This window comes from Lactiplantibacillus songbeiensis, from assembly GCF_005405125.1.
GTDB classification, from domain to species: domain Bacteria; phylum Bacillota; class Bacilli; order Lactobacillales; family Lactobacillaceae; genus Lactiplantibacillus; species Lactiplantibacillus songbeiensis.
Window position 1 is genome coordinate 84451 of the sequence record NZ_BJDL01000009.1, and the last position, 26293, is coordinate 110743.

At 44.8% G+C, this 26293-nt stretch carries 24 protein-coding genes and 1 pseudogene; 16 read left to right on the plus strand and 9 right to left on the minus strand.

Translation table 11 applies throughout. The features are described 5' to 3' along the window. Positions 1-58 precede the first annotated feature (58 nt). Positions 59-1675, minus strand: a complete 1617-nt coding sequence (locus FFM77_RS03745; RefSeq protein WP_137634450.1) for an NFACT RNA binding domain-containing protein — start codon at positions 1673-1675, stop codon at positions 59-61. Positions 1676-1931: 256 nt separating this feature from the next. On the opposite strand from FFM77_RS03745, the gene FFM77_RS03750 reads away from it, so the two are divergent. From FFM77_RS03750 to FFM77_RS03800, 11 genes are all read left to right on the plus strand, one after another. Continuing rightward, positions 1932-2354 (plus strand): MarR family winged helix-turn-helix transcriptional regulator, encoded by a 423-nt coding sequence (locus FFM77_RS03750; protein WP_137634411.1) that lies wholly within the window; start codon positions 1932-1934, stop codon positions 2352-2354. Between the two features lie 92 nt (positions 2355-2446). Beyond that, entirely contained in the window at positions 2447-3313 is an 867-nt protein-coding gene (locus tag FFM77_RS03755) for a DegV family protein (RefSeq protein ID WP_137634412.1), read from the plus strand. A 1-nt stretch (position 3314) separates the two neighbouring features. Beyond that, the gene (locus FFM77_RS03760) at positions 3315-3746 is read left to right on the plus strand and encodes a GNAT family N-acetyltransferase (RefSeq protein WP_137634413.1); all 432 of its coding nucleotides are present in this window, start codon (positions 3315-3317) and stop codon (positions 3744-3746) included. Between the two features lie 110 nt (positions 3747-3856). Next, positions 3857-4651 (plus strand): DUF975 family protein, encoded by a 795-nt coding sequence (locus FFM77_RS03765; RefSeq protein ID WP_137634414.1) that lies wholly within the window; start codon positions 3857-3859, stop codon positions 4649-4651. A 209-nt stretch (positions 4652-4860) separates the two neighbouring features. Further along, positions 4861-5856: a serine hydrolase domain-containing protein gene (locus FFM77_RS03770; protein ID WP_137634415.1), complete on the plus strand. Its 996-nt coding sequence runs from the start codon at positions 4861-4863 to the stop codon at positions 5854-5856. 66 nt (positions 5857-5922) lie between these two features. Further along, entirely contained in the window at positions 5923-6663 is a 741-nt protein-coding gene (locus tag FFM77_RS03775; RefSeq protein ID WP_137634416.1) for a hypothetical protein, read from the plus strand. 94 nt (positions 6664-6757) lie between these two features. Then, positions 6758-7045, plus strand: coding sequence for an RNA-binding protein (locus FFM77_RS03780; RefSeq protein WP_379893101.1), 288 nt, complete (start codon positions 6758-6760; stop codon positions 7043-7045). Between the two features lie 70 nt (positions 7046-7115). Further along, a complete protein-coding gene (locus tag FFM77_RS03785) occupies positions 7116-7886 on the plus strand; it encodes a DUF4931 domain-containing protein (RefSeq protein ID WP_137634417.1) in 771 nt (256 codons plus the stop codon). Positions 7887-8407: 521 nt separating this feature from the next. After that, positions 8408-8740: a hypothetical protein gene (locus FFM77_RS03790; RefSeq protein WP_137634418.1), complete on the plus strand. Its 333-nt coding sequence runs from the start codon at positions 8408-8410 to the stop codon at positions 8738-8740. A gap of 28 nt (positions 8741-8768) precedes the next feature. Next, positions 8769-9077, plus strand: coding sequence for a DUF960 family protein (locus tag FFM77_RS03795; RefSeq protein WP_137634419.1), 309 nt, complete (start codon positions 8769-8771; stop codon positions 9075-9077). A gap of 139 nt (positions 9078-9216) precedes the next feature. Beyond that, entirely contained in the window at positions 9217-9954 is a 738-nt protein-coding gene (locus tag FFM77_RS03800; RefSeq protein WP_137634420.1) for a DUF1003 domain-containing protein, read from the plus strand. Between the two features lies 1 nt (position 9955). Here the strand turns inward: FFM77_RS03800 and FFM77_RS03805 are convergent, their stop codons facing one another. After that, positions 9956-10810: a DUF368 domain-containing protein gene (locus FFM77_RS03805; RefSeq protein ID WP_137634421.1), complete on the minus strand. Its 855-nt coding sequence runs from the start codon at positions 10808-10810 to the stop codon at positions 9956-9958. Positions 10811-11081: 271 nt separating this feature from the next. Between FFM77_RS03805 and FFM77_RS03810 the strand changes: the two genes are divergently transcribed. Continuing rightward, a complete protein-coding gene (locus FFM77_RS03810) occupies positions 11082-12431 on the plus strand; it encodes an amino acid permease (protein WP_137634422.1) in 1350 nt (449 codons plus the stop codon). Positions 12432-12506: 75 nt separating this feature from the next. On the opposite strand, the gene FFM77_RS03815 is transcribed toward FFM77_RS03810, so the two are convergent. Then, complete coding sequence (locus tag FFM77_RS03815) at positions 12507-12848, minus strand: hypothetical protein (RefSeq protein WP_137634423.1); 342 nt, start codon at positions 12846-12848, stop codon at positions 12507-12509. 231 nt (positions 12849-13079) lie between these two features. On the opposite strand from FFM77_RS03815, the gene FFM77_RS03820 reads away from it, so the two are divergent. Beyond that, entirely contained in the window at positions 13080-16658 is a 3579-nt protein-coding gene (locus FFM77_RS03820; protein ID WP_137634424.1) for a BspA family leucine-rich repeat surface protein, read from the plus strand. A 126-nt stretch (positions 16659-16784) separates the two neighbouring features. Here the strand turns inward: FFM77_RS03820 and FFM77_RS03825 are convergent, their stop codons facing one another. The 5 genes and pseudogenes from FFM77_RS03825 to FFM77_RS03845 form a co-directional block, all read right to left on the minus strand. After that, positions 16785-18389 (minus strand): L-lactate permease, encoded by a 1605-nt coding sequence (locus FFM77_RS03825; RefSeq protein WP_137634425.1) that lies wholly within the window; start codon positions 18387-18389, stop codon positions 16785-16787. Positions 18390-18412: 23 nt separating this feature from the next. Then, positions 18413-19762: a hypothetical protein gene (locus tag FFM77_RS03830; RefSeq protein ID WP_137634426.1), complete on the minus strand. Its 1350-nt coding sequence runs from the start codon at positions 19760-19762 to the stop codon at positions 18413-18415. Between the two features lie 438 nt (positions 19763-20200). After that, positions 20201-21531, minus strand: a pseudogene (locus FFM77_RS03835) (glycosyltransferase family 2 protein). Between the two features lie 13 nt (positions 21532-21544). Beyond that, a complete protein-coding gene (locus FFM77_RS03840) occupies positions 21545-22078 on the minus strand; it encodes a hypothetical protein (protein ID WP_137634427.1) in 534 nt (177 codons plus the stop codon). Next, on the minus strand, positions 22078-22896 hold the full coding sequence (locus FFM77_RS03845) for an EAL domain-containing protein (RefSeq protein WP_137634428.1): 819 nt from the start codon (positions 22894-22896) through the stop codon (positions 22078-22080). The genes FFM77_RS03840 and FFM77_RS03845 overlap by 1 nt, the downstream gene beginning before the upstream one ends. Positions 22897-23232: 336 nt before the next feature. Between FFM77_RS03845 and FFM77_RS03850 the strand changes: the two genes are divergently transcribed. The 3 genes from FFM77_RS03850 to FFM77_RS03860 are packed head-to-tail and all read left to right on the plus strand — an operon-like array spanning position 23233 to position 25238. Continuing rightward, a complete protein-coding gene (locus tag FFM77_RS03850; protein ID WP_137634429.1) occupies positions 23233-24543 on the plus strand; it encodes a Y-family DNA polymerase in 1311 nt (436 codons plus the stop codon). Then, complete coding sequence (locus FFM77_RS03855; RefSeq protein WP_223876775.1) at positions 24536-24856, plus strand: acetyl-CoA carboxylase; 321 nt, start codon at positions 24536-24538, stop codon at positions 24854-24856. Before FFM77_RS03850 ends, FFM77_RS03855 begins: the two co-directional genes overlap by 8 nt. Then, entirely contained in the window at positions 24849-25238 is a 390-nt protein-coding gene (locus FFM77_RS03860; protein WP_137634431.1) for a hypothetical protein, read from the plus strand. The genes FFM77_RS03855 and FFM77_RS03860 overlap by 8 nt, the downstream gene beginning before the upstream one ends. Positions 25239-25278: 40 nt before the next feature. Here FFM77_RS03860 and FFM77_RS03865 read toward each other — a convergent pair whose 3' ends face one another. Further along, positions 25279-26223: a helix-turn-helix transcriptional regulator gene (locus FFM77_RS03865; protein ID WP_137634432.1), complete on the minus strand. Its 945-nt coding sequence runs from the start codon at positions 26221-26223 to the stop codon at positions 25279-25281. Between the last annotated feature and the right edge of the window lie 70 nt (positions 26224-26293).

Below are 26293 nucleotides of genomic sequence, written 5' to 3' on the forward strand. Positions count from 1 at the left end.
ATAAGCCACAAAAAAAGCTGACTAACTTGTTTTATTACAAGATAATCAGCTTTAACAGTTACTTTTTAGGGGTTAATTGATCTACCAAGTCAGCACTTGGTGACACATATAACGTTTTTTGACCTTCATAGATCACAAACCCTGGTTTAGCGCCATTAGGTTTGCGAATCCGTTTAACTTGCACATAATCGACTGGGACCGTAGCCGATTCACGGGCTTTAGAGAAGTAGGCAGCTAAATTGGCGGCTTCAGTCAAGGTTTGTTCACTCGGATTCTCAGCATGAATAATCACATGGGAACCAGGGATTTTCTGCGTATGCAACCAATAATCTGTCTTCCGGGCCGTCTTCAAAGTCAATTGATCATTTTGGCGGTTATTCTTACCAACGGAGATTTCAGTACCATCAGTTGCGAAGAATTGTTGTGGCTGACTGACTTTTCGTGAACTACGCTGTTTCTTCTTGGTCTTCTTTGGCTTCAAATAGCCTTGTTGCGTCAGTTTTAGCTGTTCGCCAACATAGATGACCGCGTTTTTTTGCTTCTGGTAACGTGAGAAATACTTCTGGGCGTTCCGCGAAGGTGAAATTTGATTAGATAATTGAATCTTTAACGGCTGATTATCATGATAGTAATCTGGCAAGGTGATTTCGGTCATCCCGCGTTTCACTTCATATAAATAAGTCGTTAAGATTTCGCCCTTTAAACGGAGCTCGTCAGCTTGCTTCGTATTTGCCAAAGTTTGTTGCAGCTTTTTGTATTTCTTGCGGTTCTTCTTCAAATCATTCCGAACCACCCGAATCAAATTACCCGCTTGCTGTTGAACGCGTTCACGCTGAGCCGCATCTTGATAGTAGAAATCAAGCAGGGTACTCAAAGAATCAAATTGGCGGGTCTTAGTTCCAAAGGCGGAATAATTGCTAGCCGCAAACATGGTTTTATTAGTTTTCAACGTCAGCAACGTGGGTTGCGGATCATCAAAGGTGGCTAAAAAGTGTTGATAGTGCGCTTTTAAATCACCAGTTTGATGAAGTTCTTTGGCAAATTGCAAGGCACTATCACGGCCAAGGCCTTGATAATGCTGCTGTAATTGTTTGGCAAGCACATCTTCATTTGGATACTGCTTAACTAAGTCCAAATAATCCGTATTCGGGGTAAAGGGATCAAGCTTGTCTTGCTTCGGTGGTTCAATATAAGTTGCGCCAGGCAATAAAAGCCGATACCGATTTTGGTCCGCACCAACGTGTTTGATCACATCCAGGATTCGACTGGTCTGCTGATCAACTAAGATCACGTTACTGTGGCGTGCCATAATTTCAATAATTAGGGTGAGCTGTTCGGCGTCACCTAATTCGTTACGTGTCGTAATGGTTAAGTGAACTACCCGATCATTCGCCATCTGCTTAATCTCAGTAATAATTGCCCCTTGCAAATACTTTCGCATCATCATTGCAAAGTTAGTGGGCACTGCTGGATTCACATACGGAATCCGAGTTACTTGAATTCGCGGATAAGTCGGGTCCGCCGACAATAGCAGCGGCCAATTCTTACCATTCGCGCGAATCGTTAAAATCAGTTCATTTTGATAGGGCTGATGAATCTTCGTAATCCGCCCATTCAATAAATTTTCGTGTAATTCGGTGACCATGGCATGGGTAAATAGTCCATCAAAAGACATGTGATCACTCGCTTTCATTAATTAGTTTCGTCCAAGACTGTCATTAAAACAGTCAACCTTTACTAGTATACATGGGGTGACAGCGTTTAAACAAGTTTTATGTCGCAACCGGCTTGATTTAACGACTGCTTAATAAAAAAATTAATTGTTACATACATAAACCGATTTAACCCGTTTTTTAACAAAATACGGGTTTTAAGAAGAACTTGCATATTGTATAATACAAAGTGAATTCTAATTACGAGGGGGACCTATCATGAAATCAAGTTTAGCCGCGCTGGCGGACACCGCCAAGCAACAAACCGCTATGCTCAAACAAATTGCTAAAGCCCAAGGTGTTACTGTGGCAGAATGGCAACTACTCTTAAAATTACAAGCCGGCTTTAATACCCAAGAAAAGTTAGCTACTGAAATGCAACTCGATACGTCAACGTTAAGTCGCCAATTAGCGAGTCTCGTCAAAAAAGAAAAACTCAGCAAAGAAGCGGTTGGTCGTGATCGGCGCCAATTAATCTATTCGGTCACGTCAACTGGCGAAAATGCGGCAGCCGTGATCAATGCGGATTACGCCAAGTATGAAGCTACCGTATTTGATAAGTGGCCACAAGATGAGCAAAACCTATTACGGATTTTATTAAACCGCTTAAATAAATCAGTTGATCGGACTTTAGCACCCTAAGCCACGTTTTACCGATGTTGACAAGCTGGTTTCAAACTAGCTTTTATGCTAAGATTGTGATTATCAATTTAGATGAGAAGTAGGTGTGTGTCATGAAGATTGCTGTTGTTACTGACAGCACCAGCTATTTAACACCGCGAGAAGTTGCCGACAACGATATTCATGTCGTCCCAATTCCGGTCATTATAGATGGAAAAGTGTATCAGGAAGGCGTCGATATTACGACGGAAGACTTCTATGCCAATATGAAGTCTTTTAAGTCCTTTCCTAGTACCTCCCAGCCACCCGTTGGGGAAATGATTGAATTTTATAACAAGCTGGGTGACCAAGGGTACGATGCGGTCATCAGTATTCACTTAGCAAGTACGATTTCTGGCTTCATTAATAGTCTTGAAAACCTACGTGACGAAGTGGATCATATTAAGCTCTATCCATATGATTCTCAGATTACGGTGCGTTTAATGGGGTACTTAGCGATAGAAGCCGCCCGCATGGCAAAAGCCGGGCATACCGTTGAAGAAATCTTGGCGCGTCTCGATGATTTACGTGACTCAATGGGCGAATACTTCATCGTGGATGATTTACAAAATTTAGTCCGCGGTGGCCGCTTATCCAATGCGTCAGCGTTTATCGGTAGTGTGCTACGGATTAAGCCAATCTTGACCTTTGATGATAAGCATGAAATCGTGGCTTTTGAAAAGGTTCGTTCTACTAAGAAGGCCTTAGCTCGCGTTGAGCATCTATTTGCGGAAGCCCAAGCTAAGATCGACTATCCGTTGCGAGCGATTATCGTCCAAGGCAATAACTTGGATGCGGCGCAAGCTTGGAAAGCCAAGTTACAACAAAAATACCCAGACATGCCAATCGACATCACTTATTTCGGCCCGGTCATCGGGACGCATTTAGGCGATAAGTCCTTAGCATTAGCCTGGTTGAAAGATATTGATAAGGCGTATTAAGATGACGTATTTATTTTCAAATGTGACTTATAATCGCGCGGCCGCTTATGCGTTACGTCAGGCCGTCTTCGTGGAAGAACGCGGGATTCCAGCCAACGTCGAATTCGACACTAAAGATGACGATGAACGCTTGTATCTTGTGGCTTACGAAACGCCAGACTTACCCGTGGCAACGTTGCGCTTAGAACCACAATTACACCATGTGATGCGGTTTGGCCGGGTTTGTACCCGCCAGGATCACCGCGGACAAGGGATTGGTCAGCAATTATTAACGCGTGCCGAACTTTGGGCACAAAATCATGGCTATACGAGTGGTCTGATTCATGGTGAGTTAACGGCCCAAACGTTTTATGAACGTTGCGGTTATACCGTTACAGCCGGTCCTTATGATGAAGACGGTGCCCCAGTTGTCGTGATGAAAAAGCATTTTTAGCAATCAGCTCTGAGCAATTTTGTTCAGAGCTTTTTTTGCACACTATTTTGGTTCAGCCCGGTGGCATGGTATCATATAAAAAAGCTTAAAAAGGGAGTTGTTGAAACCGAATGAAAACTCGGGCAGCATTAAAAACAGAAGTTAAACAACTATTTAAAGGGCGCTGGAAAGACGCCATCTTACTCTGTATCGTGGTCAGCTTGTTATCAATCTTCAGTGTGGCCGCTAACTACACGGACCAAGCAACGTCTGGGCATACCAGCATCACTAGCAGTACGGATAATATCCAGCAGGGCGCTTCACAGGCGTTGGCGGCCATCCCAACCATTTCTTGGGCGCTTATCGCCACGGTTTTAGGTGCCTTAGCCGTGGGTGCCGTCATCAACTTTGTCTTCTACTGTGTGGTTAAACTATTCATGGTTGGGACGATGTATTCAATGCTCGACTGGGTTCGCAATCCAAGTCGTGAGATTCATCCCGTCAGTGATTCAACGGTTGGTTTCACGCGGCCATACGCTTGGCCAACGGTAGGGTTAGTCGTGTTACAAGCGATTTTCCTAACACTTTGGAGCCTATTGTTGATTGTCCCTGGCATTATTAAAGCCTTTGCATACTCACAAACTTACTTTGTGTACAAAGACCTCGTTGCCGCCACACCAGCTGGACAACCCCGGCCTAAGCTGACCTTAGCCATTACTAAGAGCCGTCAATTGATGCGTGGTCACAAGATGGAATACTTTGTCCTACAACTGAGTTTCATCGGTTGGGCCATCCTTTGTGGGATCACCATGGGCATTGGGCTATTATGGTTAGTGCCATATCGTTACGGGACCTTTGCTAATTATTATCAAAATTTAGTTGACCTTGATCAAGCAAACGAAGCTGCGGCTAGCATGGCAGCTTAATCCAATCAGCAGTGACCAGTCTAAATGCTGGCACTGCTTTTTTGTTGAATCTAATCAACATTGCAACCGTATTACATTTTATCGACAAACCCCGTTTTCACTGGTGTTCACTAAGTAAAGTGCTTATGATGGTATTTAGTAAAACATAGGGGGAAGCAGTTATCATTAAGTCTAAATTAATTAAGCAACTTAGCTTACTAAGCTTAGCCGTGACCATTTTAGGAACAGGTGCAACTAGTACCGTTGCGCCCGCCGTTCAAGCGAACAGTGTCGCACAACAAGCCCAAGCCTTGGCTAAGCAGTATCATTTTAAAGGTCAAATCATGTTAACTAAAAACTATGCTGGCAAAGCCCAAACGATCTACGTCGGCGATGCAAATCACAAAAAGAAGCTTAAGAATAATCAACACACCATTTACCCAACCGCTTCGCTACAAAAAGCGATTACGGGTGCCATGATTCAGCAACTCATAGCCAAGGGTAAGTTAAAGATGACGACTAAACTAAGCAAATATTACCCGCAAGTTGCTTATAGTTCTCAGATTACGGTACGCCAATTACTTGATCATACGTCAGGTATCCAAATGGCGGAAACAACGCCCAGCACTGTTTTATCAGAACAACAAGCCTATCGTTATACACTAAAGCAACTAACGTCAACCGGTGCCACGACGTATCACTATACCAACGCTAACTACACCTTATTGGCAGGCATCATCACGAAGGTCACCCACAAATCGTATCAGCACAATCTACAGACTCGCATCATTAAGCCACTTAAGCTAACCCATACAACGGACAAATATGCAGCGAAAAAGCCACTGACGGCCGCAGTGAGTTATCGGGCAGGGACGAACTACCATGCCCGCAGCTATCAACGGCGCTTATTCTCCAGCCTCGTTGGTGCCGGAAACTTATACACGAATGCCCACGACTATTACAAGATTATGTGTGGGATGCGCAACGGTAAATTATTGACCCGCAATCAGTACCAGCAGTTACGCCATAATTATCAAGTGCGCTACGCTGGCGGGATGTATCGCTATGCGGATGGCACTAAATCCAACCATGGCGCTGACAACGGTTACGATAGCTATATGTATGCAACTGAAGGCAATCAACACGCCATCGTTTACTTCGCCAATCAGCGCGCAACCATTGACGCGAACAGCTTTGCGGCCAAACTTTACGCGTTAGTTCGCTAGGCACCTAAGACATTTTTGTAAAAATATGGTAAACTGGCGGAAGCAAGAAAGGAAGTGCGATAGTTAATGCCTGAACAACAGCCGACGCGCATGTCGCGCTTAAAAGCCCGGCAAGAATCGTCTAGTCGCAAGCGGTCGCAACCTAAAGCCCCAAAGAAGCCGCAAATGCCAACTGGTCCTAAAGGAACTAAACCGCCTAAAGGCCCTAAGAAAAAACGGCATCTGTCACTTTGGCTCCTAGCGCTAATCGTGATTGCACTTGGTGGGACCATTGTCTATTTCGTCAAGGCCTCGACCAGTCAAGATCTGGTTAAAACCACCGCTAGTTCAAGTATCACCAGCAGCAGTAAAGAAAAATCTTCATCTAAGAAGAAGCATTCGAAATCTAGCAGTGATAGCGATAGTGACAGTGATGATACCGCCGATACCACGACCGATGATGGGACGGATACCGCGCAAACGGATGGCACCACCAGTACAGATGATCATCAAACTGGGACAACACAGTCACAAACGACAACCCAGCAGCCAGCCGCTAGCTCCAGTCATACGGCCCCAGCGACTAACAACAATCATCACAGTACTAGTACCGCCAGTTCCAGCAGTCAAGCCACGAGCAGTAGTCATGCCAGTTCAACAACTAGCAACAGTAGTAGTCAAGCGTCCAGCAGTAGTACCACGACGAATTCAACGAAGACCTTTAGCTCTAAGTCATCGGCCATTCAATACGGTGAGTCACACAAAGGGGACTACACTGTCGTCAATGGCGACAAGAATGGGACTTACTATAAAGTCACGACGAAATAACTTGTAAAAATGCTTAAAACCTAAGACCAGGGCTGTTTTTTCAAACTAAAACTCGGTATACTAACAGTAAAGCTTTAGAATCGGAGTGGTGGGTTTGAATCAACAAATGGACATAAAATATCCGGGCATCTTTCGGGATGAGGGCACTTATTGGGGCGTCCGCTTTCCAGATGTGCCTGCCGCGCAAACCTTTGGCGCTAGTGTTCAAAAAGCGGCCGATAATGCGGCTAGTGCACTCGCCGTCGCGTTATTTGAACAGCCGATACCACCGGCGTCTGACCCGCAGTATTGGCGATTAGCATCTAACGAATTCGTGGCCTGGATTACCATGTCTAATGCGACCTTTGGCCCGGGCGACACTGCCCCAACGCCTATGACTTAATTTAAGTTTATTAACGAACGGTTTGCCAGCTTTGGCAGGCCGTTTCTTATTGTATTTAGGAGGAATTACCTTGCAAAGCCATCCATTGATTTTTGATACAAATATTGCGAAAAACAAGCCCGAAAATATCCGCCATCCCCACAATAATTGTCCCTTCTGTGATCCAACGACATTAACGGATGTCCTAGCTCAAGATGAGGACCGGATTTGGCTGATGAATAAATTTCCAACTTTACAAGCCACTTGGCAGACCATTGTTATTGAAACGGCCGATCACGACGGTGACATCGCCACGTATTCAACTGAACAAAACCGCGCTGTTTTCGGCTTCGCTTTAAAACACTGGCAAGAGATCATCGCCAGCAAGCGGTTTGAATCCGTCCTGCTATATAAAAACTTTGGTCCGCATTCTGGGGGCAGCTTACGCCATCCACATATGCAAATTGTCGGCTTAGATGATGTTGATGGCTATGGCAACATTGTCCCGGCCAACTTATCCGGCTATCCGGTGGTGACTAACGGCAGTCTCAGTGTGACCGTTTCTGACCAACCTGTGATGGGCTTCGTCGAATTCAACGTTGCTACCGCTTGGGAAGACCATGACCAATTGGCCGATGCGGTTCAAAAAGTCGTTCAATATACGTTAAATGATTATTTCAAAGGTCGTTGCGACAGTTACAACTTATTCTTCTACCCAGTGGGCGACCGGGTTGTCTGCAAGATTGATCCGCTATTCAACGTATCACCATATTACATTGGTTACCGCTTGGCGCAAGCTGACACACCGACTCGGATGCGGGAGATTGCGGCGGAAGTTCGGACCAAATTTCAACCTAGATAACCACTTAGGGCCTGAAATATTCAGTAAAGCAGGCATTATGTTATGATTGAGTATGAAACCTAGGTATAATTAAGCTTACGCTTAGTACTAGTTAGTTTAAATTGTCACTCTGGTTGGTCCAGAATCGGCTGGAACGTGGTGGCCACGTTTGGAAGCCAAAGAACGGTCTTCCAAGCCGGGCTTTATCTAAGTCGGAAAAGCACCGACCAAGATAAACGACACCACTGAGCCGATTCTGGCCCGCCCGGCGTTAGTTAACGGGAAATAAAGAATTAATGATTGATTAGTTTCAGTTCAGTCATTTAGCCGAGAGGTTGGTTCCTAAAATGCTCAGCCGTGTCGTTGACCTAAGTACGAGTGGTTTTTTCGGACTTTAGGCCAAGGCCAGTTTTGAAGACCGGGCTTTGGCTTCAAAATGGCCCATGGCGTTCCAGTGTTTTAGGAACCAACCGGTAGGCGGCAATTTCAACTAGCATCATGCGTAATCAAATTTATTAAAATGTTTAGTGGAGGCATGCAACGTGCAAAATTTAATTCCTGGCGATATGCTTGAAGTTAATCAAAAATTAAAGTGGGAACTCGATAATGGGCAGACCGCGGATGAAGAAAGCGTCATTAATGATGCCGTGTTAGCTGGTGTCCAGTACTATACGGACGAAGCCCTCGAAGGTCATTATTGGACGGTCAAATGGAACGCTAATCACGATGCCATCGATCTCTATGGCATGGCTGGTAAGGTCGTTGGCGCCATTAAGCCAACCACTGCTAGCTTAGCTGATGACTTTCGTAAGGATTCCCAAGGTTTATTTATTCGCATTGAAAAGGAAGTTGCGGTCATCGTCCGCGACAATTAATTCCTGAACTTGAAGTGAGGTGGTCACGATGTTTGATCAAGCTGCTGAACGTTACGCGACCTTTGGACTGGTCGCAAAATTACCTAGTGAGATCATTGATGGCATCTGGGGCATCATTGATGACGATTTACAAGGCGTTGTCACCTTGCCACGGGTCTTACAGTTTGCTTTGATAGCCCGGCATGGACAAGTCACGGCGGTCTTTGATGATCAGCAAGGATCGATCTTTGAATTTGATCTACCATTCAATTATGATCGCGCATATCCAGAAACCATCGCCGTCTTAGATGATGGTCATTATCAAACAATGATGTTGTTAGCTGAGTTACAAGCTTAAAAAAATCGCGTTGGGCTATTCCCAAACGCGATTTTTTGTATCCACGATTTGTTCGTTCACTAACTGCTCGTAACTGGCTTTAATCGTCGCACTATGCCACCGATACGTCTATAATCAGCGGCAAAGGGAGGGGATTATTATGCTGAAAAACTCAACTTTAAAGTTACCTTGCATCGTCGACCAAGCTACGGAAGAATTCGCTGACGGGATGCTAATTGGCGACCTAGATGCCCAATTACAGGACGCCATTTTAACTGACTACCCGCAAGCTACGGCGGATCAGTTTATTTGCAGTGAACACCTCGTTCATTATCGGATGGCTAAGATGGATCAGATGATCCAAAAAGACTATCAAGCCAATAAAAAAATCAACCACCGTTTAACGCAGATTCTAGCGAAAAATACGTATCAAGTGGTTGATGTTAACCGCCAATTAGAGAACTCACTGACATTCGGACAAAAAGTTGCCGATGCGGTGGCTCGGTTTGGCGGGAGCTGGGCCTTCATTATTATTTTTATCGGTATTATGCTGCTATGGATGTTCGTCAATCTCTTGCAATTATTCGGACTGCATTTTGATCCCTATCCCTTTATCTTATTGAACCTATTTCTCAGTATGGTAGCCGCGATTCAGGCGCCATTAATCATGATGAGTCAAAATCGCGCCGCGGAATACGACCGGTTACAGGCGGTCAACGACTTTCGGGTCAACTCGAAGTCGGAAGAAGAGATTCGCGTCTTACACACCAAAGTAGACCATGTTATTCAAGAAGATACCCCGAACTTGTTGGAGATTCAAAAGATGCAGACGCAGATGTTAGGCGAAATTCAGTCACAAATCAACGAATTACGTCGCTTACAAGCCAAGCAGTCCTAATTTACTTGTATTTGAGCTCTAAACGACTCATCCAGTAGCCAAGCAAGCTACCCGCAATTAACGCCACGCCACTAACTAAGTACGTGCTCAAAGTTGCCCCGGCATAAGAGATACTTTCGGCAGCGTGTGGGTTGGGCACTAAGATCAAAATCGTGCTTGCAACGACGATGCCTAAGATGAAATGATAAACGCGCGAATGAAACCGGCGTAATAAGTAATCCATTGCTTTAGAGAACAACGCCATCGCTAAGAGACCACCTAAAGCAATCGGTAAGTAAACGCCGAGTAGGTCAAACTGTTTAAATCCGGTCAGCATCGGCGTAAATAGCCCTAGAATCAGTAACAGGTTCGATGGACTTAAGCCAGGCACTAGCACGCCCAGCGCAATCAAGACACCCGCAACGATGAAGCCGCCAAAGTTAGCTGGTAAGGGACCAAAAATATCGCTCATGAAGTAGAGTAGCCCACTGCTAATCAGCAGGGTACCGAAGAACCATAAGTAATCGGTCCTATCGCGTGGTGTTTTGGCACTGGCCGTTTGCATGAGTGACGGTAACGTCCCAATAATGGCTCCCGCAAAGCCCCACAGGACAATTACTTGAGCTTTAGCTAACAAAAATTCCAATGGCGCCGATAGCAGGGCAATCCCAACAATGCCACCCAAGCCAACCGGTACAAAATACCAGAAATCTTGCTTAAACCGTTGGCGGAAGTGCGCCATAAACCCCAGCAGCCGTTCATAGATCCCCAAAATGGCGGCCAAAACCCCGCCAGAAACCCCCGGTAAAATAAAGCCCAAGGCAATGATGACACCTTTAAAAAAGCGTTTCAGAAAATGATCGTTTTGATTAGTCATGGTAAACTCCTTATTAAGTCTGGCTAACGGTCAAGATTAGATTAAACATACCAAATTTGGCCGGGACTAGCAATCAAAACCAGCTGATTTAACGCAATCCCAGCAATTATTTCTGATTAAAGTAGTGAATTAATTTGCTCACCAAGACGTTTTAGCATAAAATAGAACAATATGAAAAAATGCTAAGAATTATAAAAGCCGGGCAAAATCGCTATCTCATAGTGTTAACGCCTTGGAAAAAAACATTGAATTAATAGAAAGTTGAGGCTATATGGAAAATCAACAACTTGCACGTAAGCTAAAACGCCGTCACGTTCAAATGATTGCCCTAGGTGGGGCGATTGGGACTGGGCTATTCCTCGGTTCCGGGTCAGCGATTCGGCAAGCCGGGCCATCGATCTTATTAGCATACGCCATTGGGGGCTTATTCTGTTACTTAATGATGCGGGCGTTAGGTGAATTACTGCTTTCCAACACGAAGCTCCATTCATTTTTGGAATTTATCAACCTTTACTTAGGAAAAAAGTTTGAATTTGCGATTGGCTGGACGTATTGGCTCTGCTGGATCAGTCTGGCAATGGCCGATCTGACTGCCAGTGGGATCTATATCCGCTATTGGTTTCCTTGGATTCCACAATGGGTGACGCCACTAATTATTATTTTGATTCTACTGGTCTTTAACCTATTGTCCGTCAGTGCTTTTGGCGAACTGGAATACTGGTTCTCAATGATTAAAGTCGTGGCCATTATTGCGTTAATCGTCACCGGCGCTATCTTGATCGGTTCTTCAGCGCATGTCGGCGGTCAAACCGTTAGTGTCACCAATCTTGTGAGTCACGGCGGGTTCTTCCCGAAAGGCTTCGGCGGCTTTCTCACCTCATTCTCGCTAGTCATCTTCGCCTTTACCGGGATTGAAATGGTGGGGATTACGGCCGGAGAAGCTGAGAATCCGGAAACTGAATTACCTCGTGCCATCAACAGTTTACCGATTCGAATCTCATTCTTCTACGTTGGTGCCTTGTTTGTTATTATGTCGATCTATCCTTGGGACCAAATTGCAACGACGCAATCGCCGTTCGTGCAAGTCTTTAGTGATATCGGGATTAAAGCGGCCGCCAGTATTATTAACTTCGTCGTCTTAACAGCGGCTTTATCAGCTTGCAATAGTGCCATCTTTAGTACCAGCCGGACACTTTTTACCTTGGCACATGGTCAAAACGCGCCGAAGTGGATGGGGAAGGTTAACCGTTATAACGTGCCCGCCCAATCATTAGTCTTTTCATCGCTGATTTTACTAGTGATCGTGGTGTTAAACTACGTGATTCCTAGCACCGTCTTTACGTTGATTTCAAACGTAGCGACGACTAACTTCATCATCGTTTGGTGTTCGTTACTCATTTGTCACTACGTCTATAAGCGGACCGCTGATAGCAGTCAGAATCCGTTCAAACTACCATTGTTCCCAATGTCAAACATCGCTACCTTGGTCTTCTTTATTGCAGTGACCGTAGTATTATGTTTCGATAGCGTAAATCGTTGGGCGGTAATTGGGTCAATTGTTTGGTTTGTGGTCTTACTGCTGATTGAATCCGTGATGCGCCGTAGACAGACGATCGACTAAAAAACAAAAATAGCTCAGTAAAAAAGATGGTCAACCTCAATTAGGTGACCATCTTTTTACATTTAGATAGACGTTTTAAGTGGTCGGTGACTGTAACTGCGCCACAACTTCAGTCGTATCCTTTAAAATCACGGCCTGATCGGTTAGCGACATGATGCGATGATGGGCAAAGATATCCGTTGTTAACGCTTGGTAGGCCGCCGTAGCCAGTATCCAACAAGTATCCGTATCATAGTCACGCGCATTCAAGAGGTCGTAGCCTTCACTTTGATCAACGTAAACTTGAAAGCCAATACCAAGTTGTGCTTGAAGGCGTTTGGCATAACGTTGAAACAAGGCACGGTTAGAGGCTTGATCCGGTGTAGGGCCAATCACACGGTCACCCAAGCGAATATCTGGGACAAGTAAGACTTTCAAACGGACACCTCCTATCTTTTGTTAATTTAGATTAACTGTTAAGTCTATTTTAGCTGATATCGCGGACTTTTGCAGGTTTAAAAATCGAATCTGCATTGAAAATGGCTATCATTATTTTCAATTTGCGTGACGAAATCGACGCATTTTTAAAAGACTTATTTTATAATTAGCCGCATAGGGGGAGGCTTAACAATTTACAAACGATTCTATTCTTAGGAGGAATATTTGCGAATGTTAAAGTCTAATGATCGAAAGGTTCGTTTTAAGCTGTATAAACACGGTAAATTATGGGTGGTTACGGGAATAACTGCCTTAGTTTGGCAAGCTGGCGCCATCGTTGGGCAGGCGGATACCAACAAGTCTACTACGACGCCTGCACCAGTGACCGTTAAAGCCGCGGTTGATCAACCAGGAAAGACGGCTGTTTTAAGAACGACTGTGCCGGACAAGCAACCAGCTAAAGCACCGGAAAAACCAGTTGCAGAAGTGGTAGACAATCTACCGACCACCAAACCAGCTGATGCGACACCAACTAAAACACCAGAGACCAATCCTGCCAAACCAGATGTACCGAACGACAAGCAACCAACCGTCGATGCTAGTCAACAAGACAAACAACCGGCTGAAACTATTAAAGTGCCAGACACACCTAAGCCAACAACACCTGACCAACCAGCCGGTAATAAACCAGATTTGGCTGATTCCAAACCAAGCACCCCAACACCTGACCAACCAGTTAATCTTCCGACTGGAGAGGTGAGCAAGCCTGACTCACCAGCTAAAGATGATGTCAATCAGGGAACACAAGATATTATTCCAAACAATGTTAAGGACTATGCTGATCACAATAAACCAATCAAAGCTTATACTGATACGGAAACCGATCCTCATGACCACAAAACTAACCTAGCTGAAGGTCTCTTCGGTACTAGTGAATGGTGGATCGATGACGATAAAACGTTGCATATTGGCAAGGGCGAATTAGCCGACACCAATATTTGGGATCAAATTAAGGCAAACGAACTAAGTGAAAATCCAACTGAACCAACTCAACCTTGGGGACCTCAGACGAACGTCATTAAGACGATTAACTTTGAAGATACCGTTGTTGCTGGCGCCGATTCTTCTGGTCTTTTTTCAAATATGCCTACTTTAACAACAATCACTGGCCTAGATAAGTTAGATACCAGTAAAATTGTCAACATGGCGCTGATTTTTGCCCAAGATGCGGCGCTCACCACACTAGATTTATCGCATTTCACGACTGGCAATACAACTAATATGCATGGTAGCTTCAAAGGTTTAACCAACGTGACTAGTTTAGATTTATCTCACTTTGATACTAGTCATGTTACCGATATGGCCAATATGCTAGCGGCCAATATGAATCTGACTCAGTTAAATATTTCGTCACTGGATACTAGTCAGGTAACCAATATGGAATTGATGTTTGCGATGGATATGTCGCTACCTACACTAGACATTTCAAACTTTAAGACCGCTAACGTCACCAATATGCATGGCACCTTTACCGGGATGGATGCCCTTAAAACGCTGGATTTATCACACTTAAATACTAACCAGGTCACTGATATGACTGAAATGCTAGCCGAAGATGGTCGTTTAACCCAGCTCGATCTATCAACCTTAGATACTAGTCATGTCACCAACATGATGGGCCTATTTATGGAAGATGGTGCCTTGGAACAACTTAATTTGGCCAACTTAGATACCAGTCACGTGATTTATATGTCGCATATGTTTGACGGCTTGACCAGTCTTAAATCACTGGATGTGTCTAGTTTTAAGACCGGCAATGTGATTGACATGTTTCATATGTTTGACCAAATGGGTGAATACGCAGAAAATGGCGATGACGGACTGGTTACCGGTAACCCAATCGCGATCGACATTTCTAACTTTGATATGCGCAACCTTGACTATTTACAAGATGCTCTAAAAAACACCCCTTTGGCAATTAGGCTTGGACCGAATAACGTCCTCTTTTTAGATAAAGAATACTATAACCAACAAGATTCCGAATTAAACCACCCACAAACATCAGGTCTACAAGCCTTTCCAGTCAATACGATCTATCAAGGAAAAAAGTATACTGGCAAGTGGTTTGATACCAAAACCCATCAAGTCTATACAACAGCCGAAGTCGTTGCGCCATATACTGTTGATAATCATGGGCCAATTGCGACCTATCAACAACAAAGTAATTTTGAAGTGCAAGACAGTACCATCCGTGTCAACTCAAAATGGCAACCTAGCAACAACCTCATCAGTGCGACCGATGACGACGGTAGTAACGTGACCTTTAATGAAGACCGTCGTCGAACGACCACGGGACCCCAATTATCAGTTTATGACCAGCCAAATACTCAGGTTCCAGGCAACTATACCGTCGTTTATAATTTCACTGATTCAGTGGGCTTCCAGGCGATTCGCAAGTCAAAAATCATCGTCACCGGCTTAACCCTAAACGAAACTGAAAAGCGACTCAGCACCACCGCACCATGGGAACCGCTCAGCAATGTGAAGCTAGCTGTCGATGCCCAAGGAAATACCGTCACCACGACTGGCGTTACAGCGACCATCGTCAATGATAAGGGCATCGCCGTGACTAATTTTAGGACGCCCGGTCAATACGTCGTTCACTACCAACTAACCGGCGATGACGCTAGTGTCGTTGAAATGCCACTAACCGTGTTCAGTTTAGCTAAAGTCACACCTAAAGACATGGCCATCACCCTTGGCACCACCTGGCAAGCCAGTGATAGTTTCAGTGCTGTTGACGAAAACGGCAAGCCTTTAACGCTAGCATCGCCAGGTGTCAACCTTGTTGGAACACCAGACACCAAGACGCCTGGTAACTATGCCATCACTTATACGTACACAGATACGGCCAATCATGCCGTTAGCGCCACTGCCAAGGTAACGGTTGCGGGAATCTTACTCAATCAAGATCACTTACAACTGGTCACCACCGCTGATTGGCAACCTCAGACTAACCTAAAGACTGCGGTTAACGCTGACGGTCAGCTGTTGACAGCTGCTGATCTACAAATTACGGTGACAACGGCTAAGTCACGAGCTGCTACGGCATCGACCACTTTAACAAACCAGTTAACAGCGCCCGGGACCTATCTTGTACGCTATCAATTTACCGATAAATTAGGCCAACACCAAGCGACCACGTTAATCACCGTCACTAGCCAAGCCATCGTCAATGCCACTGATCAAACGCTACACGTCGGTGATACCTGGCAACCACAGGCTGGTTTTGTGAGTGGTACCAACGAGCATGGACAATCGCTTGCTTGGGCTGCAATTACGGTTACCGGACAAGTAAACACCGCACAGGCTGGGCAATACCCAGTCACATACGCGTATACTGATGCAGCCGGTAACATGACTGCTAAAACTGTGACGGTCACTGTTCTAGGAACAACTTCCGGCGGCGGAGACAATGGGAATAACGGTAACAATAATGGTGGTAATGGTAATGACGGTGGCAATGGTAGTACTGACAATGCCAACGATGGCACTAGTCCTGACACTAAACCGGAACCAACGCCAACTGAGCCGGAACAACCCACGCAATCAGAAGATGCTGGGGTGGTGACAATGCCAGCAGTACAACCAAGTCCAGCTAAAATCACACCGGTTAAACCGATATCATTAGTCTCACCAACATTACCGCAAACCGATGAAAGCTCGACGACACCACTTTCAGTCATTGGCATCGCTGACTTAGCCTTAAGCAGTTTAATAGCGATGTTCAAATTCGCTAAGCGACCTTAAATACAGTGCTCGCTTAAGACAAAAGTAACCGCCCTGTTATCTAAGAAGTAGGTAACAGGGCGGTTACTTTATATAGACAATGAAGCCGTCGTGCATTCAAATCCACGGCGGTTTCGTTGTCTACTGCTATATCAGTTTAATCAAAACCAATCCCGCAACCCCAATCAACGCCGCATACGCTAACGCTGGTAGAATCGTCTTTCGCAAGATGGTACCTTCTTGGCCATCCAAACCAACGACTGAGCTAACTGCGACAATGTTATGCACACAGATCATGTTCCCAGCCGCAGCTCCAATCAATTGGGCGGCTAGGACGACGGGTTCACTCAAATGGGCGTTAGCCGCAATATCAGCTTGAATCTGACCGAATGTTAAGGTGGAGACCGTCGTGCTACCAGTAACAAATGAGCCTAATTCACCCAAGAACGGCGCAATGATGATCCAAATACCGGCCAAGTATTTAGCTACAAATTTGGCGATGTACATCGGCATACTTGGTAAATTGGCACTGTTCAAACCGGAATTAGTAAAGACCTGGACCAAAATCAAGGTGACGACTAACGCAATGGCTGTATTGCCCATCGAGGCGACGACTTTTTTAGCAGTTGGCCAAGCCGCCTTTAACGACCGCGCTTGAATGAGCAACCCAATCAAGGCGGCTAGCGCTAGAATGGTACCTGGTGAATACAATAATTCCCAGTCAGAATTAATCGACTCAAAGCCCATAATTTGCGTCCAAGACAGGTTCAGATGACTAGTTAACCAAAGCTTCAACGGTTGTAATACTCGAGACGTTAACAGTAATACCACGACCAGCAGATAAGGGGACCAAGCCGTCAATAATGACATTGACCCAGCAGTCTTAGTCGGCGTTGCTGAAGCGGCTGGTTGTGCCGTCTCAGTCTGCCAAGGGGTCGTTTGTACGGTCTTCGGTAATAACCAGTGATAATGCAGACTGACGATAGCGACAATCAAAGTAACAAATGGCGCAATGATTGACACAAATTCATAACTAATTACCATTGCGGTGATGAGAGCGACCACGCTGTACACTAAACCAATCACTAACGCCCATGGTAAGACCGCTAACCACTGCTGCCACCGATGTTTCTTAGGTCCAAAACTCCAAACTAAGATGAAAATCAGTAGGGCCGGCATTAAAGCACCGACGAACAAATCTAGTTGGGTGACACGCTGACCGATTAAGTTCAACAAATCAGACTTTTCAGTCACATTACTTAACCCCACCGTTAACGGCGTGCCGACCGCCCCAAACGCGGCGGGGGTTGAATCCGCCACTAAGGCTAAAATGACAGCAGCCATTGGCGAGAAGCCTAGCGCAATTAATAAGGGGGCCGTCACCATCGCCGGTGTCCCAAAGCCAGAGACACCTTCGATTAGCCCGCCAAATAAGAAGGCGACTAACACCGTTTGTAACCGCATATCTGCGGATAAGGCCTTAAATCCTTGATTAATCCGATCAATCGCCCCAGTTGCTCGCAAGCTATTGAGCATGAGCAGGGCGCCAAACAAGATCCATAAAATCGGTAAGGACTTGTGGAGTGATTGTAAAATGGACGCACCAATCACGGCTGGCGACAGGTGCCAGAACAGCATCCCTAAGATCACGACGACGATGGCACTAATGCCCATACCACGGGTGGCGGGCAGGTTCAGGCCACCTAATAAAACGAGCGGTAAAATAATCGCCGCTAACGCTACTAAAATCATACTTTAACCTCCTTGTTAACTTACTATGCCGCATGTGAGTGACGTTTAAAAAATTGTTGTCCATAAATCGTGATGATTGAAATTAACAATGATAAGATGACTAGCGGCCACGTTAGCGTGTGTAAATAGGTCATCTTCAAGGCGGCATTGCTAGGATTAAAGAAAGCCATTAGCTTCAATTGATTGATGGCACTAGTGGCCACTAGTAGGCCAAAGAAACACAACTGACATAACAAGCCCCCATACGTTGAAAAACGATACTTATTAATAATCGCTAAATCAGGATCGTTGGCTTTATCGGTATACACACTCGTATTAATCGCTGGATTTTCATAACCAACGTACAACGCAATCAGCAATAATCCGACCAGATATAATGCCGGTATCGTGGTCAAAATGAGTAAATGGCCGACAATCAGCGCAATCTGGGCATCGCGTTTGGCAATGGCATCAACTTGATGTCCAATCAGATTAAACAGTGGGCGACCTGCTTCGAACCCTAGTAGATACATCGCAAAAGCCAAGTACATCCCGTTTTTACCCAAAATAAAGTAAGCAAAGAAACTGTTATAGAGCAAAACTAAGCTTACTAGGAAACCACGGTTCACAATGCGTAATTTATTGGCCGGCATCGCCCGCCAGTCCGCCGCTAGTTCAATATTTAAGATCACAATTGCGAGAACCACCACGCCTAAAACATACGGCAGGGCAATCGACAAGCTGGCTTTTCGTAAGAGCGTCAATAAGCCCATCGCACCGAATAGGATGACAAATAGCACAATGCGCCATAATTTGAGTGGCGCCCGCTTGGTTGGTGCTTGTTGATCGTAGAAGGCCAATGAGAATTGATTTAGCAACCGACCCGCTGGTATGGCAATTAGAAATAAGATGGCTAAAATCACGAAAGCAAGCCGATACTGCAAATCAAACTTAAAATCAGCTACGAACAATAACGCTAAGGCTGCGAAGATGACCCAGTACAGGCGTTTTAGCTTAAAATCCGTACTCGTGGTCAAATGTAATTTAATCGTTAAGAAGTAGGGCCAAATGTTCGCTGACGTGTAACCTAAGCAGAGTGCCCCGGCAATTAAACAGCCAAGGCTACTAGTGACACTATAAATCACACTACCAATCACCCCTAACCACAGACACATCAGCAGGTAGGTACTCGACTTTAGATTTAAGCGCTTCGTCGAAAAAATGCTGGCTGCCCGAGCGACGTAAAAGACGACAATCGCCACGAGATAATTGACGCTGTGGGTCTGTTGATACTTAAATAGAATCAAGACATACGGTAAGACGATGCCAATATTGGCTAAAAAGTTCAAGGTTGCAATTGACACATCTAAAAATGAAGTTCGTAATTTTCCCAAGCTTGTTCACACACCATTCTGTAAATTTCCTAATACAAGTATAGCAATTTTCAACCGTTAAAGCTGGTCAGAGCGATTGAAAAGCAACTACTTGGTTTGGTTAATCACTTATCACTAGAACTGATTGTTTCTATTCAGCAATCCAATTCGTTTACCTTTGTCATAATTTGCTGTATATTACAGCATAGTAGGTAAGCAGAAACGATTGCCTCTGGTTGGTCAGGCAACCTAAAAACCAGATAGTTTTGCTAGTGACGCTGTCGCTAGCCCCGTTCGCCGGGAACAAAAAAACCGGATAATTTTGTCAGTAGTTCTGCTACTGGCCCCGTCCGCTGGGGACAAAAACCTGTTTTTTAAAATAAGGTCAGTGACATCAATTAGATTTGATGTCACTGACCTTATGCCATATATAAAACCAATTAAAATTTAAAAGAGTCCTCACTTTTTCTGTAACGACTTTCGTTCCGGACTGACCCAGGTGCCTGAGCCAAATCCCAGAATAGTCTTTAAAGCAGGAATAAACGTCATCACCACCGTTACCGGATTGACCATCCAATAAAATAGCATGTACAGTGGGGCAAAGTACCAATACTTCAGCTTAGCACCGCGATGATCCAGTAACAAGGCAGCCAGTAGTTGCATAAACCCAGCCATCAATTCAAAGGTCACGAAGATAAATGACATCATAAAGCCATGGAAAATTCGCTCATAATTTCCCGTAAACAAGAAATAAAGCATCAACGCGATGAACATAATTGTCGTAATCACGAAGAAGAAGGACCAGATAATCGACAATGTGGAATCGACGAACATCGAAATCTGATAACGCCGCTGAATCGGGTGGAAGATGAACTTTTTAATATTCGTTAACCAGACTTCAGTTCCACCTTGGGCCCAGCGTTTACGTTGCTTGTAAAGATCATGAATGGTTTCTGGAACGTTCATATGGAAAACAATGTTCGGGGCAAAGCGGGGCACGGCGCCCACCATTTGGTGATCCCAAGCAATACTAATATCCTCGGTCGCCCGGTTTTGCCGAAAACCACCCACATCAATCAAAAAGCTCTTCTTATATAACGTGTTAGCACCACTATAAGCATACATGGAGTCATTAATCGATGTTTGGCTACGTTTGATCACCCCAACAATACTTGAAAATTCGACCGTTTGCGATTTACCTAATAATTTTGTCCGGTTTTGCACATCCATATTAGCTGTCACCGCAGAAGTATTCATATCCCGATCATGCACAAAGAAATTCATATACTTCATCAATGCATCTTTTTCAGGAATTGTATCCGCATCGTTACTTAAGATATACTCACCTTTGGCGAAATACATCCCAATATTAAAGGCGTGTGCTTTCCCTTTATTCTTTAAAATTTTAACCGTCCGCAATCGCGGATATTTAGTCTGTAATTCCGCAATAATTTCAGCGGTGCGGTGCGGTCGGTCGACCCATCATTCATTACCAGGACCTCAAAGTTCTCGTAATTGAGCTCTTCGAAGAGGTAAGTAATCGTTTCTTCGATCATGACTTCTTCATTGTGCGCTGGAATCATAATGGTAATCAACGGTTGCTTGGCTGGTGGGATCGGCTGCCAATCCGTATCCCGCTTATTGGTCTTTAAAAAGCGATAGGACAACGCGCCCGCGAACCAAAAAAAAGAGCCAACCACTGGATATAAACAAAGAATCAGTAAAAAGATATTCAATAACGTCTGACCCAGCGTTGCCTCTAAAATATGATCAATAAATATATTTACCATTGATAACTCCCATTCAGTCTAAATCATTAATGTCCTGTTCATCATATAACTTTTGAATTTCATCGGTGTCTAGATTTTGTTCAGGCTTAACTTCATAATAACGAGTGTTTTCCCGCGATTCCGCATCGCCAAACCGGTCATCCATAAATTTTGCCAGCGCTTTTTGCCGACGTTTTTGATTGATGGGATTATAGGTTGGCCATTGTTCAACCACGCGATCACGTTTGCGATTTTGAATGATCGTCATCGTGACTGCGAATAATGACGTTAAGACGAATGAGAAAAGGAGTAAAATCCCGATAAACTTGAATTCAAAAACACCTTCTTGATACGACCAGATTCGTAAGACCCGTGGATCATAAGTCGACCAGATGGACAAGGCAGTCACCGTTATCGGAACGACCACTGCGACCCAACCGAGTAAGCCGACTAACGTTTGCCAAATCTTTAATAACCAGTGACCATGGTCAAAGTAGGCATCGGTATAAAGCTGTTGTCGTTCACGCTCGGTTTCTTGCTCAGTTTCAGTTGCTTTAGCTTTTGCCATTAAACGTCACCTTTCGTTTCATCTATATCTGGATTAATGGGCCGGCCAAATAGATAGCCTTGTCGAATATCAATCTTCAACTGTTCAGCCAACTTTTCATCCGCCTCATCTTCAATCCCCATTAGGATCAAATCAATATGGTTTTCTTTTGAGAGTTTGTTCCAAAACTGCAAGTTCAAATCTAGCCAGACAGACGGGTCGTCCTTACGAAAACTCCGCATCGAACACTTGAGTGAATCAATATCACTTAACATCCATTCAATACTTTTCAGACTGTCCAAACTAGATCCCACGTTATCAATCCCAAAGGTCATCCCATATTGCCGGGCTTCACGAATCCGGCGCCGAAATAACGGTTTATTGATTCGTTTTGGTTGAAACTGCGGTGTGTATTCAATCGCCAAACGCATCGGTTCAATCCGTGACAACGCCCAACGGACAAAGTAACGAAACTCTGGACTGATAATTTGATCATATTCCAAGTTAATGGATAACGTAATCGGTTCCTCGGGTAATGACTTGAAGGTATCGTCAAGTAAAAAAATGACCCGCTGTAGGGGAAGGGAATCGAGTTGTTTCGGTAACGACCATGACCCATCCGGATTATGTTGTCGCAATAGACATTCATAACCAGTCACTCGGTTCCGGTAATCAACTTGCTTTTGAATAAAGTACCGGAGCTCAATGGCATCATTTTCTAAGTAATTATTTGAACTCTTACGAGAATACCAATAGTAGAAGACGACGGTCCCAATGAAAATAATCGCAATCACTAATGTTGCCCATAAAAGCACCGTTTCTAATTGTGCTAATGACATCTTAATCAAATCCTTATTAGTTGCCGACTATCTGGCTAAACTGTGTTCCTTCACTTAACGATTTACAGCTGGCTAGACTAATTTTATTTAAAGTATAGTCGTTAAAGCCGGGCATTTCAATGGACGAATGACTTAGCTGACTACTAATAATAGCCGCTTTGAATCATGTATAGTATATGAATATACAATTACTATACATGATTATAACTAGCCATTAGTCTATTGATCTATTTAGCTTAACTTAATTTAAGTTAACTCAATTATAAAATCTTTTTCTTTCAAAAGAACGTATGTTCGTGTATAATGAAGCTATCGAATGAACAGGGGGACGGTCCGATGCAAACTTTAGATTATCGAAAAGAACCGCATGGCGTGTACTTTTTAATTGACAATAAGTCCTTTTACGCGAGCTGTGAATGCGTGGAACGCGGGTATAATCCGCTTAAAGTGCCGTTAGTCGTGATGTCAGAGACTGACAATACGAATGGCGGTCTAGTACTGGCCACTTCCCCTGAAGCTAAGCAGCTTTACCATTTGCAAGCCAACGTCTCACGCCAGCGGGATTTACCGAATGATCCGCAATTAGTCGTCGTGCCACCACGCATGAATTTGTATATCAAACGCAACTTACAAATCAACGCCATCTTTAATCGTTTTGTTGCCGACTGTGATTTATTACCGTATTCGATCGACGAGTCGATTCTTGATTTAACCCATTCTTGGCAGCTCTTTGGCGATAGTCCCCGAGCTGTCGCCAAACGAATTCAACACACGATCCGCCACGAATTGGGTCTATACACCACTGTTGGCATCGGCGATAATCCGGTGCAAGCTAAGTTAGCGCTAGATTTGTACGCGAAACACACACCGGACTTAATCGGTGAAATTCACTATCATACCGTGCCACAAACAATCTGGTCAGTTCAGGACTTAACCAGCGTTTGGAGCATTGGCCACCGTACGGCTAAACGACTCAATCGACTGGGAATCCACAATATGAATGATTTGGCTCACGCCAATCCGTACTTACTTAAGCAGCAGCTAGGTCTCATGGGCATGCAGCTTTTCGCCGTAGCTTGGGGCATTGACCGGTCACAAGTCAGTGAACAGACTGGTCCTAAAGAGGCCAGTCTTGGCAATTCGCAAGTCTTGCCGCATGATTATACCCAACCAAAGGAAATTGAAACGGTCATTAAAGAAATCGGTGAACAAGTTGCCTCGCGATTACGACACCATCATCAATTAACGAGCGCCGTTTCCTTGTCAGTCGGTTTTGCTTACGCTGCCAGTACCACGGATGGCCGGGCAGGCTGGACGCAAGCGGTGCGGATTGACCCGACTGATAGTGACCCTGTCTTGACGCAAACCTTATTGCAACTCTTTCGTCAATATTGGGACGGTCAAGCGATTCGCAATCTGGCTGTCTATACCTCAAAGCTCAGCCCCAAACAGGGCCAGCAGTTGAATCTATTTACCGGAGTCGAACAACAAGTTAAAGCTGATCGGATCGCCTTAGTCGTTGATCGGGTGCGCGCGCGCTTCGGCTTCACCAAGTTAGTCTACACTAGTAGTCTGTTACCCGGAGGCACCGCCATTCGCCGGGCATCCCTCGTTGGCGGCCATAATGGAGGTAATGCTTATGAATAAAGATGTCCGCATTATTAATGACCGCTTAGCTGCGCAATTTAAACCAGTCAGTCAAAGCCGCTACTGGCTACAAATCGTTGATAATCATTACGGCGGCTACTATAACATCTTCTTCAACCACCAACGTAAATGGCAACGGTTGCGGTCGATTCCGTTACATACAATCAAGACGTATGACCTGGCTTACCTGGAAACGGTCGTTCACGACTTACAACAACTAACGCAACTGACCATTGTCTACGACGGCTTTACCGATCAATACTGGCCACAAAGTCAGCGTCTGATTCAAAGAAAGAAGCATGGCTATGAGTGACTCAAAACCCGCGTTTGATATTCGCGTTGTTCAAGACTTCTTCGACCATGTCTACCAAGACCGCGGTATGGTGAAGTGGCAGGGGTTCTACTTGAGTGATCATACGAATGCCTTAAAAAAACAGCGGGCCAAGCAAGCCCAACATTATCCTGAAAAACCCGTTCAGTCGTTGACAGTCAAAACTGACTACCTGCAACAGGCCTATCTTAAGAATCAACCCGTGAGCATCCAACTGAATGAACGCGACCGTGACGGCCACTTATTACCTGATGTGGTGGGACAAGTAACGGGCTATTATGAAACGACGATTGTGCTGGCTGGTTGGCAATTAGTAGCCCTAGACAATATTCGTCACGTTGCCCTCGTTTCGACAACTAATTGACTTAAAACACCCGCTAATTAGGCTTAGCGGGTGTTTTAAGTCAATTTTGCCACTTGTTTAGCTGTTGCTGAATTTGGTTCTTTAACGTTGCTGGAACTTTTATCGGGGTAACTGCTGGTCCCAGATACAATAACCAGCTGGCCGCCAATGCTAAATCCGACTGACTGGTCACATCCACGTAGTCTGTATAGCGTGCGGTTTGTTCAAACGGGTCTAAATACTGTAACAAGCGATCTGGACGATGCAGCCGTTTGAATTGTTGAATTGCGGCAGCACCCAACTGGACGATTAAATTTGGCTTAGGTTGCGCCTGTTTAATTTGGTCAGTGATATCCGCCGGTAACTCGGTAGCATCGATGGCCACTTGTTGGATTTGGCCTAATGGTAGCGTGCGCGTCTGTTGCGCGGCTAACTCAAAAATGACAACTTGCCAGGCTGGTCCCTGATGATACAAATACTGAACATAACTGTCGTAGGTTTGCGCCGACGCCATGGTTATCCGTAAGTGACGGCTAACTAAGCTGGCATTGATCATTGTTTTCAGCATGGCAGGGGCTAAGTCGGTCAGCTCTAATAAATCGACGTTGGCCGGATTGGTATTCTCAAAACGCAATAATTGCTTCAACTCAACCAAAGCCTCTTGCTGAGACTGTGAGGCGATGGCTAATAGCTTTTCCGATAAGGTCTGGCGATTCTTCAAAAAGGGCAACTGGGTATTAGTTGTCGCCATAAAGCTGACGAATAACGCCTTTAATTCGTCGGTATTGAATTGAACCGCCGGCAAGAGTTGATTTCGCATGACAGTAAAGCCACCATCGGGACCCACGCTCGATAGTAGCGGCATGCCCAGTTCTTGAATCGTTGCCAGATCACGGGCCGCGGTACTCCGTGAAATTTGAAATTCAGCCATGAGGTCACTGATGGTAAACTGTTGCCGATTGTTGATATAACGCATTTCGGTATTGATACGAGTCGTTTTATTCATTTTTCTTCCTAATAGGTTCAGTTTTTGACACGATTACTAGGTATCATAGCATTATTCAATTCAAGGGGGC

Coding starts and splice junctions, on each gene's coding strand:
- FFM77_RS03860 (WP_137634431.1), top strand. CDS start 24,849: ATGAGTGACTCAAAACCCGCGTTTGATATTCGCGTTGTTCAAGACTTC.
- FFM77_RS03750 (WP_137634411.1), top strand. CDS start 1,932: ATGAAATCAAGTTTAGCCGCGCTGGCGGACACCGCCAAGCAACAAACC.
- FFM77_RS03795 (WP_137634419.1), top strand. CDS start 8,769: ATGTTTGATCAAGCTGCTGAACGTTACGCGACCTTTGGACTGGTCGCA.
- FFM77_RS03745 (WP_137634450.1), bottom strand. CDS start 1,675: ATGTCTTTTGATGGACTATTTACCCATGCCATGGTCACCGAATTACAC.
- FFM77_RS03840 (WP_137634427.1), bottom strand. CDS start 22,078: ATGGCAAAAGCTAAAGCAACTGAAACTGAGCAAGAAACCGAGCGTGAA.
- FFM77_RS03855 (WP_223876775.1), top strand. CDS start 24,536: ATGAATAAAGATGTCCGCATTATTAATGACCGCTTAGCTGCGCAATTT.
- FFM77_RS03825 (WP_137634425.1), bottom strand. CDS start 18,389: ATGATTTTAGTAGCGTTAGCGGCGATTATTTTACCGCTCGTTTTATTA.
- FFM77_RS03775 (WP_137634416.1), top strand. CDS start 5,923: ATGCCTGAACAACAGCCGACGCGCATGTCGCGCTTAAAAGCCCGGCAA.
- FFM77_RS03845 (WP_137634428.1), bottom strand. CDS start 22,896: ATGTCATTAGCACAATTAGAAACGGTGCTTTTATGGGCAACATTAGTG.
- FFM77_RS03760 (WP_137634413.1), top strand. CDS start 3,315: ATGACGTATTTATTTTCAAATGTGACTTATAATCGCGCGGCCGCTTAT.
- FFM77_RS03810 (WP_137634422.1), top strand. CDS start 11,082: ATGGAAAATCAACAACTTGCACGTAAGCTAAAACGCCGTCACGTTCAA.
- FFM77_RS03850 (WP_137634429.1), top strand. CDS start 23,233: ATGCAAACTTTAGATTATCGAAAAGAACCGCATGGCGTGTACTTTTTA.
- FFM77_RS03800 (WP_137634420.1), top strand. CDS start 9,217: ATGCTGAAAAACTCAACTTTAAAGTTACCTTGCATCGTCGACCAAGCT.
- FFM77_RS03765 (WP_137634414.1), top strand. CDS start 3,857: ATGAAAACTCGGGCAGCATTAAAAACAGAAGTTAAACAACTATTTAAA.
- FFM77_RS03820 (WP_137634424.1), top strand. CDS start 13,080: ATGTTAAAGTCTAATGATCGAAAGGTTCGTTTTAAGCTGTATAAACAC.
- FFM77_RS03865 (WP_137634432.1), bottom strand. CDS start 26,223: ATGAATAAAACGACTCGTATCAATACCGAAATGCGTTATATCAACAAT.
- FFM77_RS03755 (WP_137634412.1), top strand. CDS start 2,447: ATGAAGATTGCTGTTGTTACTGACAGCACCAGCTATTTAACACCGCGA.
- FFM77_RS03805 (WP_137634421.1), bottom strand. CDS start 10,810: ATGACTAATCAAAACGATCATTTTCTGAAACGCTTTTTTAAAGGTGTC.